We start from the raw sequence: 14,034 nt of genomic DNA on the forward strand, positions 1-14,034 counted from the left end.
ACCCACAACACACCCACATTCATCCCGCCACCCCACATCGACCCCACCCAAACACCCCAACAAAACCACTACTTCAAACCACCCCCACCACCCCATCCACAAGAATGATCACTGGTGAGAGCCGTCGGTTAGGCTTCACGCATGACTGAATCCAGCAGCGCCAAAGCCTCGGAACTTCTCCGCCTCCACCGCGCCCCCGGGATCCTCCAGCTGGTCAACGTCTGGGACGCCATCACCGCCAAAGTCATCACCGAAGTTCCCGGAACCACTGCCCTCGCCACAGCAAGCCACTCAATCGCCGCAACGCTGGGATACGAGGATGGTGAGAACATTCCCGTCGACGAGATGATCAGCTTTGTGGGCCGCATCGCCGCAGCCACCCATCTGCCGGTAAGCGCGGATCTTGAAGCCGGTTACGGCAATCCGGGCGAGACCGCCCGCAAGGCCATGGGAGTGGGCATCGTCGGGGCAAACATCGAGGACCAGATGCGGCCGCTGACAGACGCCGTCAACCAGATGGCAGCCGTCGTTCACGCCGGCGCTGCTGAGGGAATTGACTTCGTCCTGAACGCCCGAACCGACGCTTTCCTGAAAGGCAGGGACCGGGAGCCCGGTGACGTACTGGCGGATGCCATCGAACGCGGAAGGGCATTCCTGGACGTAGGTGCCACCACGGTCTTTGTCCCGGGCCTCCTGGACGAAACGACGGTGGCTGCCCTGGTGGAAGGCATCGGCTGGAACAAGATCTCTGTCATCAACGTCCCCGGATCGCTGCCGCCTGCCAGACTGCAGGAATTGGGCGTCGCCCGCATCTCGTACGGTCCCTGGACGCAGCGGGTCGCCCTGACCGCGCTGGCTGACGCCGCCGCCGGGCTTATTGCAGGTGGCCAGCTCCCTGAGAACACGCGTCAGTTGAACTAGCGGCTACCGCGGCCGTACCGAGCAAAGGAGCCAAAGACCTTGACGAGGAACTTGAGTGCAGCAGAACTGTGGCCGCTGCCGGCCGCCTTGCCGCAGCCGGTGTTCTCGGACCAACGGTGGCTCGACGCCGTCTTCCTCCACTGGCGCATTCCGGAAGCCTTGGCTGCCAGCTTCATGCCTGACGGTGTACAACCGGATGTGTTCGACGGCAGCTCGTGGGTTGGCCTTATCGGATTCCGCATGGAGCAAGCCGGGCTCGGACGCGGACCCGGCATCCCCTACCTGGGAAGCTTCAACGAGGTCAACGTCCGGCTCTACTCGCGGGAGCCGGACGGGACCCGCGGGGTAGTGTTCCTGACCCTGGATGCAAATCGGCTGCCCGTTGTCCTGGCCACCAGGGCAGCGGGAATCCCCTACGTGTGGTCGCGGATCCGGCACTGGCCGCCCTTTCCCGGGAACGGCGGCCAGGTCCAGGGGACCACCGGCGAAGCCGCTGGCGGCAGCCGTGCCGGTGACTTTCCCCTGGGCTATTCCGTCCACAGGTTCGGCGGCTCAGGGGCACGAAGCGACTTCACTGTGATCCCCAGGCTCCGCACCGCAGCAAGCGATCCGCTGTCCATCTTCCTGACCGCCAGGTTCGGGATGCACGGCCGGTTCCACGGCAGGACAATTTACGTTCCGAATACCCACCACGAGTGGCCACTCTTCGAGGCTGACGTCCACCAAATCACCGACGAATTGGTCGGAGCGGCGGGCATCCCCGTTAGCGGGCCGCCGGAATCTGTCCTGTACTCGCCAGGGGTCCGGACGAGGTTCGGCAGGCCGCGCCTGCTCGGAAACGGCGGCTAGAAAGTGGCGTCCTGAACGTCCTGAACGTCCTGCCAGCCGCTGCCCTCCGTGTAGGTACTGACCAACGTGCCAATCCCTGACTGCAGAGAGTTGGAAGGGTCGAAGTACAAGGACGCTGTTGACGCACGGCTGTGGGTGATCAACTGCTCAGCCTCAAGCTTCGCTTCGGGTACGGTGGCACCGATAATTCCGGTCCGCGCCGGCAGATCGGGCGTATGCACACGTTCGGCGTGTGTCTGGGTGAGGGGGACCGTCGTGCCGGAGTTGATTTCGTCGTGCGGGAACTCGAATTCGGCTTCGCCAGGGACGGCAGGAACGCTGTACTCCAGGAAATAGGTCATACCCCACCCTCGCAGAAAAGCCGTCCGCACCAAAAGCCCACTCCGCTACTTCCCCAGCCCAGCCTTCCTCAGCGCCTCGGCCATTGCGGTGTTGACGGGCTGGGGTTTCGGGGCGGGACGTCCACCGCTACCGCCGCTGCCCGGCACTTGCTTTCCCTGCTGCTGCCGGTCCGGCCGGCCGCTGCGCCCAGCCTTTTGGTCCGCCGCTCCCCCACGGTTCCCTTGCCCGCCCGGCTTGCCCTGGCCGGCCGGCGCCGTCGTGCCTTGTCCGGAAGGACGGCGGCTGGAACCCGAACCGACGGCGGCAGGTTCGTCGTCGAGCCTTAGTGTCAGGGAGATGCGCTTCCGGTCCGGGTCAGCCTCCAGGACCTTGACGCGGACGACCTGCCCGGATTTCACCACCTCGCGCGGGTCGGACACAAAGCGGTTGGACAGGGCCGAGACGTGGACCAGGCCGTCCTGATGAACCCCCACGTCCACGAATGCGCCAAAGGCGGCAACATTGGTCACCGTTCCCTCGAGAACCATGCCCGGCCGCAGGTCCGAGATCTTTTCGATTCCTTCGGAGAAGGTTGCGGTAGTGAAGGCAGGACGCGGGTCGCGGCCCGGTTTGTCCAACTCGGCGAGGATGTCCTTGACGGTCGGCAGGCCAACGGTATGGTCCACGAACTTGTGCGGGTCCAGGGACGACGCGGGTGCCGGGCCGGCGGCCACCAGGATCTTCCGCGCGACCGCGTAGGACTCCGGGTGCACGCTGGAGGCATCAAGCGGCTCCGCTCCCCCGGTGATCCTTAGGAACCCGGCGCACTGCTCGAACGCCTTGGCGCCCAACCGCGGCACCTTCTTGAGGTCGGTCCGCTTCTTGAAGGGTCCATGTTCGTTCCGGTAGGCCACAATGCTTTCGCTGAGCAGGGGCCCGACGCCGGCCACCCGGCTTAGCAGCGCGGGCGACGCCGTGTTGACGTCCACCCCCACGGCGTTCACGCAGTCCTCCACCACGGCATCCAGGCTGCGGTCCAGTTTTGATGCCGTTACGTCGTGCTGGTACTGGCCCACGCCGATGGATTTGGGGTCGATCTTGACCAGCTCCGCGAGCGGGTCCTGCAGGCGTCGGGCGATGGAGACGGCCCCGCGCAGGGAAACGTCCATTCCCGGCAGTTCGGCGGCAGCGAGCGCCGAGGCGGAGTACACGGACGCGCCGGCTTCGGACACCACGAGTTTTTGCGGCTTCCGGTCCACTTCGGGCAGCAGTTTGATCAGTTCGGCGGCGAGCTTGTCCGTCTCCCGGGACGCCGTCCCGTTGCCGATGGCCACGAGTTCGACGGCGTGCTGCCGCGCCAAACGGACCAGAGTGGCCAGGGCATCGTCCCATTTACGTGCCGGTGCATGCGGGTAGACCGTGTCAGTGGCTACCACCTTGCCGGTACCGTCCACCACAGCAACTTTCACGCCGGTCCGCAGCCCCGGATCGAGGCCCAGCGTGGGACGGTTTCCCGCCGGGGCGGCCAGCAGCACGTCCCTCAGATTGGCGGCAAACACCCGGACTGCTTCGTCTTCGGCTGCCATGAACAACCTGGAGCGGAGGTCCGAGGTGAGGCGTGCCAGCACCCTGGTGCGCCAGGCCACCTGTGCAGTCTGCATCAGCCACGCGTCGGCGGCCCGGCCGCGGTCAGCGACCCCGAGGAACCTGGCCACAGCGGACTCGTAGCGGGCGCGGGCGGCGGTGAGGGCGGCGTCGTCGGACGGGTCGGCTTCGGCAAGGTCCAACTCAAGGATGCCGTCCTTCTCGCCGCGGAACAGCGCGAGCACCCGGTGCGAAGGCATGCGATCTGGCGACTGGGCGAACTCGAAGTAGTCCGCGAACTTCTGGCCTTCCGCTTCCTTGCCCTTTTTGACGCGCGACACCATCCGGCCCTGCGTCCACATCCGGTCCCGGAGGTTCGCGGCGAGGTCGGGATCCTGCGCTACCCGCTCGACCAGAATGGCCCGCGCGCCCGCCAGCGCGGCAGCGGCGTCACCAATTGAGTGTTCGCTGTTGAGGTACTTTCCGGCCTCACGCTCGGGATCCAGGTCCGGGCGCTTGAGCAGCGAGTCCGCCAGCGGCTCAAGGCCCGCTTCCCGGGCGATCTGGGCCTTGGTCCGGCGCTTGGACTTGAACGGCAGGTAGATGTCCTCGAGCCGTGATTTGGTGTCTGCTGCGAGGACGGCCTCGCGCAGTTCCGGCGTCAGTTGTCCTTGCGCCTCGATCGCTTCGAGAACGGCGCGACGCTGGTACATGAGTTCGCGGAGGTAGCGGAGCCGCTCGTCGAGGTCACGGAGTTGGGTGTCGTCCAGCGTCCCGGTGGCTTCCTTGCGGTACCGGGCGATGAACGGCACTGTTGACCCGCCGTCGAGCAGTTCCACCGCCGCCTTCACCTGCCAGGCCTTCACGCCCAGCTCTGCCGCGATCTGCGTGAAGATCGCGTGTTCCTCCGAGGCATCGGAGGAAGTGGGAACGGGAGAAGGTGCAGGCACTTGAGTCACCAGAACATCTTGCCCTACCGGCTTGCCGGGCTCCACCGGACGCTGCCTCTATGTGGATGGCGCGGCTGGGAGAGGGTATTCCTTTGGGCCCTGCAAAGTGCTGTAGTGGACATGCCGTTACTGGCGTTCCGTGTTCGAGGAAGAGGCCGTCATGCGGGAGCTGCTTGTGGTGTTTCAGGAGGGGTTCGAGGACGCCAACATCACCATGACCGTCAACGGCAAGGAGGTGCGCAGGGAAGTGGGCGTCTCCACGAATCCCCTGCTGGGCATCGCGTCGGAGGTGTCCGTGGAGCTGCCGGCGAAGGGTGCCCAGGTGGGAGTGGAGGTCACCAACCGGGGACTGAAGGCCATTACCAAGGTCAGTGGCAAGCCTAAGAGCGTGCTGGTCTCCATTGAGGACGGGCGGCTGCAGATGAAGGAAGGCACCGGCCGCGAAGCCGTGCTCTAGACAGTTTGCCCGGTCCGGAAACTGGCTCTGGTAAGAGTCCATTCGTTGGAGTAGCATCTGATCACCGCCGGCTTCCGTTGGAGTCCGGCGGGCCACATGAGTCTTCAGCCGGGGGTCGTCGGATGGCCTCCGGCGCCGCTGCCCGGGACCAGCACCCCAGACAGCCAACGACGGCGGCACCCGTGGTGGGTGCCGCCGTCGTCGTTTTGATGCGGTTGGCCGGTGGGCCCTACTTTAGCCCTGGTACACCGGGTAGTCCGTGTAGCCGGTGGCGCCCTCGGCGTAGAACGTGGAAGCGTCGGGCTCGTTGAGCGGAAGGCTTTCCTTCCAGCGGCGGGCAAGGTCCGGGTTGGCGATGGCGGGCCGGCCAACGACGACCGCATCAGCGTGTCCCCCGTCGACCAGGCTTTCGGCTTCTTCCCGTGTGGTGATCACGCCGAAGCCGGTGTTGACCAGGAAGGTGCCGCCGAAGCGTGCGCGGAGGTCCTGGACAAGCTCACCGGTTGGCTCGTGGTGCAGGATGCTCAGGTAGGCCAGGTTGAGCGGGGCGATGCTGTCCACCAGGACTTCGTAGGTGGCACGGACATCTGCGGCGTCAGTCTCGGCAATGCCCTGGACGTTGTGCTCCGGGGAGATGCGCAGCCCCACCCGGTTCGCACCGAGTGCAGCCACCACAGCATTGACCGTTTCGATGACGAAGCGGGCCCGGTTTTCCGGCGACCCGCCGTAGCTGTCGGTGCGGACGTTGGAGTTCGGGGCCAGGAATTCGTGCAGGAGGTAGCCGTTGGCGGAGTGCAGTTCCACACCGTCAAACCCTGCCTCGATGGCGTTCAGCGACGCGTTGACGATTTCCTGGATGACCATGGGCAGCTCGTCGGTGGTCAGCGCGTGCGGAACCGGGTACGGCTGCTTGCCGGCGGGAGTCCGGACGACGCCGTCGATTGCCACAGCGCTGGGAGCAACGATGGGAAGCCCACCGGTAATGTCGGAGTGGGACACCCGGCCGCCGTGCATGATCTGGGCGAACATGCGGCCGCCCTCGGCGTGGACCGCGTCGGTGACCTTCTTCCAGCCGGCAACCTGCTCCTGGGTCACGATTCCCGGCTGTCCCGGGTAGGCCTGGCCTGCAGGAGTGGGGTACGTTCCTTCGCTGACAATGAGGCCGAGGGAAGCGCGCTGGCGGTAGTGCTCGACCAGCAGCGGGCCCGGGATTCCCTTTTCGCCGGCGCGGAGGCGGGTCAGGGGCGCCATCACCAGGCGGTTGGGAAGTTCAAGTTCGCCGAGGGTGAGCGGGGAAAACAGCATGCGCAGTTCCTTTCAGAGGCTGAAAACGTACTGCCTATGCCAACTGTGGGGCGCGTGCAACTATTCCGATATCGCGCTCATGCGACGGGGATCACAGTATCCGGTGGTCGGGCCTACCGTTCTGCGGCTCTCAGCGGACGCCCCCGGCTCCGACACCCGGGCAGCCCTGGCCTTGCGGATTCACGTGGCAGTCGTCGGCGTAGTTGCGGGTGAGCGAGCGCCACACACTGATGGTTTGCGGCGGGGCGCTGAACTGGCCCTGGCCCGGGATTTGCAGCGGCGGCCCGGAGTTCACGGAATAGGTGCCTTGGAATGAGGTGGTCAGGACAACCTGGAAATCTCCCGTGGCACCGTAGGCGTGGCTGGTCCGCGTCTTCTCACCCCATCGGTCCTGGGGCAACGGGCCCCCCATCGATGGTTGCGGCCCGAATACCGTCCCGTCCCCATAGTTCCAGGTGTACTGGACTGGCGTGGCCACCACGTGAACTTTCTGGCCAAACATGGTGATATCGAACTGCTGCTCAACTGCGTCGGCATAGAAGTTCGTTTCTGCGCCGCGGAGGGTGTTCGGGCTGGGCTGCGCGACGACCTGCCCTGCACTGACCGGGAGGTTCTGGAACTGCCGCTGGATGTCCGCGGCGATCCGGGGCAACAGGTCTTCAGGCTTTGGATCGTAAAGGCAGGTCGGTCCCGAATGATGTGCCCAAACCGCGCCTGGCACGCCTCGGGGCCGGGACAGCCACGTGACGGGGATGCCCTTGGCGCCGTCCTCCCGGTCCTTGCAGTCGAGCTGGCGTGCGAGGCAGGGAGTGTCAAAGTCTCCTCCACCGAGGTGGCACTGGAGTTCGTATTTGTACTCGTTGGGGTCGGTGCTTACCGCGCCTGGTTCGGCGCGTACTAGCTTCCCGCTGTCTGAATCCTTTACCCATTGGTCAGCGCCAACCGTCAAGCCCCTGTCCTCATAACCCACCGCGACGTCCGCGTACGCAACAGACGGCGCGACAGCTAGGAGGAGCAAAACTACAGACAGAATCTTTGGTCCCGGTGCCCGCATTTCAGTTACCGGATTAGTCCGAGGTCTGTCATTGTCCATCCGGACGCCCCGAACGTGATGCCGGCCCTGCTACCTGTGTTGGTGGCAGGAGTTGGTTTTTGAAGCAGGGTTCCGTCAGGTTTCCTGATCTCGATTGTTGATTGAATGACCTGGACCACCGCGAATGGTTCCGTTCCCGGTTCGATCGTGGCAGTGATCGCAGGTGTCTGAATCTTCCCACCTGATATCCAACGACCATCACTCCAAGCTTCGGCTATACCGTCTCTAAGCCCTTTGCAGAAGACGCAGCCAGGCCCGCTGATTTTTTCTAGACTTGCCGTATCGCCCGTTTCGTAACCAAAGCTCAAAGTCTCATACCAGAAGCGAACAAAGGCCTCTGCACCCTCCTTCGTCTCCGTCTTAGCGACCTCCGGGAGCACAGGAACGGGGACGTTTTGGGCGGGCCCTGACGCGTCGGCGGGCTTGTAGACAGCGCTGGGTGTCGGGGTGGGAGTGGCAGACGGGGTGCTCGTTGCGCCGTCTGTTGTAGGAGGCGACGTGGAGCCGGGATCTGCAGGGGCTCCGCCCGCGCACCCGGTCAGGCCGAGCGCAACAGCGACGAACAATGCTCCTGCGCCGGAGCGAAAGGCTCCCGTCGGCACAGCGAGGGACGTAAGGAAGTTCTGTAATGTCATGGGCCGCTATTTCCCCCAGTAGTTTCAAGACGGCTTGCTCCGAACAGTGAGTTAAGGGTAGCCCACGTCACAATTTCGCGATCAAACTTATCCACAGGCACCGCCACCGTTGTAGCACCACAGCCGCACGCACAGAAGTCAAAAAGGAAGCCGGCGCAAAAGCTGCGCCGGCTTCCCCTGGGATGGAAACAAATTTATTGCTGGCTCGGCAGCACCAATTCCCCCGTCTTATCCGTCGACAGGGCGAGCGATGAAACATACTGGGGGCCGCCGTCGGGAGCGTCCTGGGCGGAACGAACCATGTCCGGACGTTCGAACTCCAACCCGGTCACGTGGCACAGCAACTTGGCGTCGCTGGGGTTCCCGTCGGTATCGAACATGGGCAGATCGATTCCGTCGTCAGCACGCCGCAGGTAGTACCGCCCGCGGGTCAGTACCGCCAGGACCGGCGGCAGCACCAGCGCCAGGCCCACCGCGAAGATGGGTGAATACGGCTGGATCATGGCACCAAACGCCCCGAAGAACACCGCGATGGAGACCCCCGCCGACACCAGCATGGACACAAAGCCCACCGGGTTCACGGCGTACAGCATGCCGCGGCGGAACTCCGGCACTTTCGGGGAAATCTTGAGGAGGTACTTGTTGATGGCGATGTCGGACGCCACGGTGACCACCCACGCCATGGCGCAGTTGGCGTAGAACCCAAGGATGGTGTTGAGGAAGTCGAACATGTTCGCTTCCATGAGCACCAGCGCGATCAGCAGGTTGACCACTACGAACACCATCCGGCCCGGGTACGTCTTGGTGATGCGTGTGAAGGAGTTGGTCCAGGCCAGCGAGCCCGAGTACGCGTTGGTGACGTTGATCTTGATCTGGGAGATGACCACCAGCACCACGGCCAGGGTCATGGCCAGCCACGCCGGCATCATCTCCTGGTAGACGCCCAGGAACTGGTGCACGGGCTCATTGGCGGTGGCGGAAGCGGCGGGGTCGAGCGTGGCGATCAGGTAGATGGCAATGAACATGCCCACGGTCTGCTTAACAGCCCCGAAGATCACCCAGCCCGGACCGGCAAGGATCACCGCGCGCCACCACGCTGACCGGTTGGCATCGGTGCGGGGCGGCATGAAGCGGAGGTAGTCGATCTGCTCGGCGATCTGCGCCATGAGGGACAGGCACACACCCGCCGCGAGCATTACAGACGCCAGGTTCGGTCCGCCGTCCCCGGATGCGCCCGTGTAGGCGAAGAAGCTGTCGATGCTTTCCGGATGGGAGACCAGCAGGTACCCCACGGGAACCACCATCAGCAGCAGCCACAGCGGGGTGGTCCACACCTGCAGCTTGGCCAGCGTGTTCATCCCGTAAATTACCAGCGGGATGATGACCATGGTTGACGCCGCGTACCCCAGCCACTGCGGAATGCCGAGTCCCAGCTCCAGCCCCTGCGCCATGATGGAACCCTCGAGCGCGAAGAAGATGAACGTGAACGTGGCGAAGATGACGTTGGTGACCACCGAGCCGTAGTAGCCGAAGCCGGAGCCGCGGGTAATCAGGTCCAGGTCGATGTTGTAGCGCGCGGCGTAGTAGGCCAGCGGAAACCCCGTCGCGAAGATAACGACGGCTGCCACCACAATCCCCAGGATCGCGTTGACCGTGCCGTAGGAGATTCCGATGTTCGCACCGATCGAAAAGTCGGCCAGGTAGGCGATACCCCCGAGTGCGCTGGTGGCCACCACCCCGGCGCTCCACTTGCGGTAGGACCGCGGAGCGAACCGGAGCGTGTAATCCTCAAGGCTTTCCTTCGTGGCGTTGAGCGCGGCCGTGCTGGCCGCCGTCGGGGTTGCCGGAGGATGTCCGACGACGGCGGCACCACCAGGTGCCCCCGGTTCCAGCAGTTGGGTTGTTTCCAAGTCGTTGCCCATGGGGTGCGTCGCTTTCGTTTGGGTCCGGGATTCTGCGACTGACGCTATCCATCCCAAAAGACAGCCCGATCACCGTCCTGTTTCTGCCGTGTAAAGCCTTGACTGGACTTGTCAACAAAACGGTGGGGCCGGCATTGTTCCCACCCAACAAAACTGGCCCGCGACGGCCGAACTAGCGTCGGAGGAGACTTATCCCGAGCAAAAGGACGGCAATGACCATTCCGCATCATTCCGTGGAGCACCCCATCCTGGAAACAGCCCGCCAGCAGGTCCTTGAACAGGGCGTCGGCCTGACGGAGACACAACTTGTGGACGTCCTGAGACTGCCCGATGACGCCCTCCCGGCTGCCCTTGACCTGGCACATCAGGTGCGCCTGCGCCACTGCGGGGAGGACGTGGAAGTGGAGGGCATCGTCTCCATCAAGACAGGCGGCTGCCCGGAGGACTGCCACTTCTGCAGCCAATCCGGCGTCTTCGACAGCCCCGTCCGAGGCGTCTGGCTGGATATTCCGGAGTTGGTCAAGGCCGCAAAGGAAACAGCCGCGACCGGGGCGACCGAGTTCTGCATCGTGGCAGCGGTCCGGGGGCCCGACGTCAAGCTGATGAACCAGATCAAATTTGCCATCGACCGGATTCGGCAGGAAGTGGACATCAACATTGCCTGCTCCCTTGGCATGCTCGCCCGCAAGCAGGTGGACCAGTTGGCTTCGTGGGGTGTGCACCGCTACAACCACAACCTCAAGACCGCGCGCAGCTACTTCGCCCACGTGGTCACTACCCACACTTATGAGGAACGGCTGGAAACCTGTGCCATGGTCAAGGACGCCGGAATGGAGCTTTGCTGCGGCGCGCTGATAGGCATGGGGGAAACCCTGGAACAGCGTGCCGAACTCGCCGCCCAGCTCGCAGCGCTGGAACCGCACGAGGTTCCCCTGAATTTCCTCAACCCCAGGCCCGGCACACCGCTGGAAAACCAGCAGGTCATGGACGGGAAGGACGCCCTGCGCGCCATCACGGCCTTCCGGCTGGCCATGCCCCGGACCGTACTGCGCTATGCGGGCGGAAGGGAACTCACCCTCGGCGACCTTGGCACCCGGGAAGGCCTCCTTGGTGGCATCAACGCCGTGATCGTGGGGAACTACCTGACCACCCTGGGCCGCCCCGCCTCTGCCGACCTCAACCTCCTGGTGGACCTGAACATGCCCATCAAGGAACTGCAGAAGACGCTATGAGCACGCCGCACCCGTCGCACGCAACTGACGCCCCATACTGCGAACTCTGCGGCCTCCTCCTTCAGCCTCAGCCCACCCAGGATGACGCGTCCCTGGAGGAGAAGCACGACGGCGGCCACGCACCGCCGTCGTACCACCACTCCAGGTGCGCGGACCTTCTCCAGCTTGAGCCCCCGCGCTACTGTGCCTTCTGCGGCCGCAGGCTCAAAGTCCAGGTTTCCCCAACGGGGTGGTGGGCCAGCTGTGCCCGGCACGGAAGGAACGCCTCGTAACCGGGCCTTCCGGCCTCTGGTGTGTTCCTGCCCGGCTGGGAAGAATGGCCGCATGATGTTTGAACACGCGGACGGCAATCCCGTCCTGGAACTCGATGACGAGCAATCGTGGCGGCTTTTGGCGGCAACCCAGCACGGCCGGTTGGTGGTATCCGTCGCAGGGGAACCTGACATATTCCCCGTGAACTATGTGACCTCCCACCGCAAGGTTTATCTCCGCACGGCGCCCGGCAATAAACTCGCCCAGCTGACAATCAACGCCCAAGTGCTTTTTGAGACAGACGGCATCCTCTCCCAGGAGGCGTGGTCGGTCATCCTCCGGGGGACAGCCCGGGTGCTGAGCAACTCGGACGAGGTCGCCGCTATCGAGGAACTCGGCCTGAAGACCTGGGTTCCAACGCTCAAAGACTTCTACGTCGAGATCGAGCCCAAGTCCGTCAGTGGACGGCACTTCGTGTTCGGCGAACAACCGGAACGGGAGATCTAGGGACTCCTAGACTGGAAGGATGCCGGACCCTTCCAGCGTGGACAAGCGCCCCGCAGACAAGCCCAGCGCAGACAGGCTCACACCTGAGCAGCGGAGCTGGAACATGTCCCGTATCCGCGGTAAGAACACCAAGCCCGAGCTGCTGGTCCGGAGGCTCCTGCACGCCAAGGGCTACCGGTACCGGCTGCACGGCCGGTCCGGGGGTGCCAAACTCCCGGGAAACCCGGACCTCGTCTTCGCCGGCCGCCGCAAGGTGATCTTCGTGAACGGCTGCTTCTGGCACTTCCACGAGTGCAGGGTGGGGCTGCACGCGCCAAAGGCCAACGCCGACTTCTGGGCCGCAAAGCGGACCCGGACGCGGGAGCGTGACGCGGGCCAGCGGCGCGAACTGCAGGACGCCGGCTGGGAAGTGCTGACAGTCTGGGAGTGCGAACTGAAGAACCACTCAGCGCTCGAAACCCAGTTGGTGCGCTTCCTCGAAGCCGGCGCCTGGCAGACAGGGAAATCTTGAGGCAATCTTTAGCGGCTGCCGGGGGTGGCCTTGATCCTGGCAAGGCAGGATAAACGGGTTGCCGCGATCAGGCAGCCACTGGAAGTTTCGGAGCAGCTACCCTATCCCCTAGCTCCTTCGGGCCAACAGGGCGGACTTGAAAGCAGCAGACGAATCACTGCTGTTGATGCGCCAGTCTGTTTCCTTCTGCATGTCGAACCAGACGAAGCCCATCACATCGGACTGGGCAGCCAGGTAGGACACCAGGTCCGTGTTCCAGGTGGCTTTGGACCCGCCCAGTTCGCTGGACGCCGTCTCTGCGATCAGGACCGGCTTGCCAGGTGCCAGGCTGCGCAACTGCGAGATGCCGGGGGCGAAGAGATCCACAGGGGAAACCCAGCTGCTCCAGGTTTGTGAGGTGCCCCAGTTGTAGCCGTCCAGGGCCACAATGTCCACGTAACCGGCCCCGGGAAACAATCCGGCAAGGTCGGTGGAGCCCCAGTAGGGCACGTTCGGCGACCAAACCCACTGGACGTTCGTAGCACCGGTGGCGGCGACCACGTCATGCACGTGCCGCCAGGCGGCCACGTAATCTCCCGGCTGGTTGCCGTTGACGCCCTCAGCCCACGGGTACCAGTTGCCGTTCATCTCGTGCGCAAAACGCAACATGACCGGCTGGCCCCAAGCGGCGAAGGACTGGCCCCACTGGGTGATGTACGCATCAAAGTCACCTGCCGTGATCCGGGCCAGAGCGTATGCCGGCTGGTCCACGCCGCCTCCCCATGCCCAGGGTTCCCAGGTGACCAAGGGTGTTGCTCCGCGGGAACGGACAGCGTCCATCTCGGTAATCGGCGGAGACTGCAGGAAGTCCTTGTAGCTCATCACGATGGACGGGCTTTCCCCTGCAAGGGTGGCAACCTCGTCCAGCTCTGTGCTGGCCAGCGGTCCTCCGGCAGTGGCCACGCCAAAGCGCAAGGCTGCTGTGCTTACGGCCGGCGGCTGCGGGGCTGGAGCTGCCTGCACCACAAACGTGGCAGAGGCCTTGATGGAGGATGTCTTGGCTGTGATGGTCAGGTTCCCGGTGGACCCGGCGGGAATCGTGATGCCGGTGCTGAAGGCGCCGGTTGATGTGGTTTGGAACGCGAAGGTAGTGGAGCCCACAATCACGGTGCCTGTGGTAGTGGCCTTGAAGCCTGTGCCGGCAACTGTGACAGCTGAGCCGGCCGGCCCGGAGGTCGGATTGAGCGTGATTTGCGCTGACGCGGCTGCGCTGGCCGGCTGGACGATGGACAGCGCCAACCCAGCCCCGACTATGAGCGCGACAAATAAGGTCCTCATGGTTCGGAACACGGCAATCTATCCCCAGATTGAAAGGCGGCAACGGCCGCAGACGGCATCAATGCAGAAAGCATTGGCCTCGATTTTATGGGCAAAAATCCGCAGTCCCATCAAGAAAGCCACAATTCTTGCCGAGTCTTCTGCCAGGAAAAGGCATCAGTCCTAACCTGAAAAAGTA

The 14,034-nt window shown here is 64.1% G+C and carries 13 protein-coding genes; 6 read left to right on the top strand and 7 right to left on the bottom strand.

The window, feature by feature from the left end:
- Positions 1–141: 141 nt before the first annotated feature.
- Together AB0313_RS13140 and AB0313_RS13145 are read left to right on the top strand one after the other, a co-directional pair.
- Positions 142–921: an isocitrate lyase/phosphoenolpyruvate mutase family protein gene (locus AB0313_RS13140; protein ID WP_366305989.1), complete on the top strand. Its 780-nt coding sequence runs from the start codon at positions 142–144 to the stop codon at positions 919–921.
- Positions 922–960: 39 nt separating this feature from the next.
- The gene (locus AB0313_RS13145) at positions 961–1,770 is read left to right on the top strand and encodes a DUF2071 domain-containing protein (RefSeq protein WP_366305991.1); all 810 of its coding nucleotides are present in this window, start codon (positions 961–963) and stop codon (positions 1,768–1,770) included.
- Here the strand turns inward: AB0313_RS13145 and AB0313_RS13150 are convergent.
- Together AB0313_RS13150 and AB0313_RS13155 are read right to left on the bottom strand one after the other, a co-directional pair.
- Positions 1,767–2,111 carry a hypothetical protein gene (locus AB0313_RS13150; protein WP_366305993.1) on the bottom strand — a complete coding sequence of 115 codons (345 nt, stop codon included), beginning with the start codon at positions 2,109–2,111 and terminating at the stop codon, positions 1,767–1,769. The genes AB0313_RS13145 and AB0313_RS13150 overlap by 4 nt on opposite strands.
- 45 nt (positions 2,112–2,156) lie before the next feature.
- A complete protein-coding gene (locus AB0313_RS13155; protein ID WP_366305995.1) occupies positions 2,157–4,634 on the bottom strand; it encodes a Tex family protein in 2,478 nt (825 codons plus the stop codon).
- 130 nt (positions 4,635–4,764) lie between these two features.
- Between AB0313_RS13155 and AB0313_RS13160 the strand changes: the two genes are divergently transcribed.
- A complete protein-coding gene (locus AB0313_RS13160; protein ID WP_366305997.1) occupies positions 4,765–5,082 on the top strand; it encodes a hypothetical protein in 318 nt (105 codons plus the stop codon).
- Between the two features lie 234 nt (positions 5,083–5,316).
- On the opposite strand, the gene AB0313_RS13165 is transcribed toward AB0313_RS13160, so the two are convergent.
- The 4 genes from AB0313_RS13165 to AB0313_RS13180 all read right to left on the bottom strand — a co-directional run bounded on the left by AB0313_RS13165 (position 5,317) and on the right by AB0313_RS13180 (position 10,037).
- On the bottom strand, positions 5,317–6,387 hold the full coding sequence (locus AB0313_RS13165) for an alkene reductase (protein WP_366305999.1): 1,071 nt from the start codon (positions 6,385–6,387) through the stop codon (positions 5,317–5,319).
- A 130-nt stretch (positions 6,388–6,517) separates the two neighbouring features.
- The gene (locus AB0313_RS13170; protein WP_366306001.1) at positions 6,518–7,336 is read right to left on the bottom strand and encodes a hypothetical protein; all 819 of its coding nucleotides are present in this window, start codon (positions 7,334–7,336) and stop codon (positions 6,518–6,520) included.
- 110 nt (positions 7,337–7,446) lie between these two features.
- On the bottom strand, positions 7,447–8,115 hold the full coding sequence (locus AB0313_RS13175) for a DUF6318 family protein (protein WP_366306003.1): 669 nt from the start codon (positions 8,113–8,115) through the stop codon (positions 7,447–7,449).
- Positions 8,116–8,309: 194 nt separating this feature from the next.
- Positions 8,310–10,037: a hypothetical protein gene (locus AB0313_RS13180; protein ID WP_366306005.1), complete on the bottom strand. Its 1,728-nt coding sequence runs from the start codon at positions 10,035–10,037 to the stop codon at positions 8,310–8,312.
- A gap of 212 nt (positions 10,038–10,249) precedes the next feature.
- On the opposite strand from AB0313_RS13180, the gene bioB reads away from it, so the two are divergent.
- The 3 genes from bioB (at position 10,250) to AB0313_RS13195 (ending at position 12,539) form a co-directional block, all read left to right on the top strand.
- Positions 10,250–11,269, top strand: coding sequence for a biotin synthase BioB (gene bioB / locus AB0313_RS13185; RefSeq protein ID WP_366306006.1), 1,020 nt, complete (start codon positions 10,250–10,252; stop codon positions 11,267–11,269).
- A 324-nt stretch (positions 11,270–11,593) separates the two neighbouring features.
- Entirely contained in the window at positions 11,594–12,028 is a 435-nt protein-coding gene (locus AB0313_RS13190; protein ID WP_141943377.1) for a pyridoxamine 5'-phosphate oxidase family protein, read from the top strand.
- A 19-nt stretch (positions 12,029–12,047) separates the two neighbouring features.
- Entirely contained in the window at positions 12,048–12,539 is a 492-nt protein-coding gene (locus AB0313_RS13195) for a very short patch repair endonuclease (RefSeq protein ID WP_366306008.1), read from the top strand.
- A gap of 108 nt (positions 12,540–12,647) precedes the next feature.
- On the opposite strand, the gene AB0313_RS13200 is transcribed toward AB0313_RS13195, so the two are convergent.
- Complete coding sequence (locus tag AB0313_RS13200) at positions 12,648–13,856, bottom strand: glycosyl hydrolase (protein WP_366306010.1); 1,209 nt, start codon at positions 13,854–13,856, stop codon at positions 12,648–12,650.
- Positions 13,857–14,034 lie beyond the last annotated feature (178 nt).

This window comes from Pseudarthrobacter sp. NPDC080039 (assembly GCF_040702335.1).
Taxonomy (GTDB): domain Bacteria; phylum Actinomycetota; class Actinomycetes; order Actinomycetales; family Micrococcaceae; genus Arthrobacter; species Arthrobacter enclensis_A.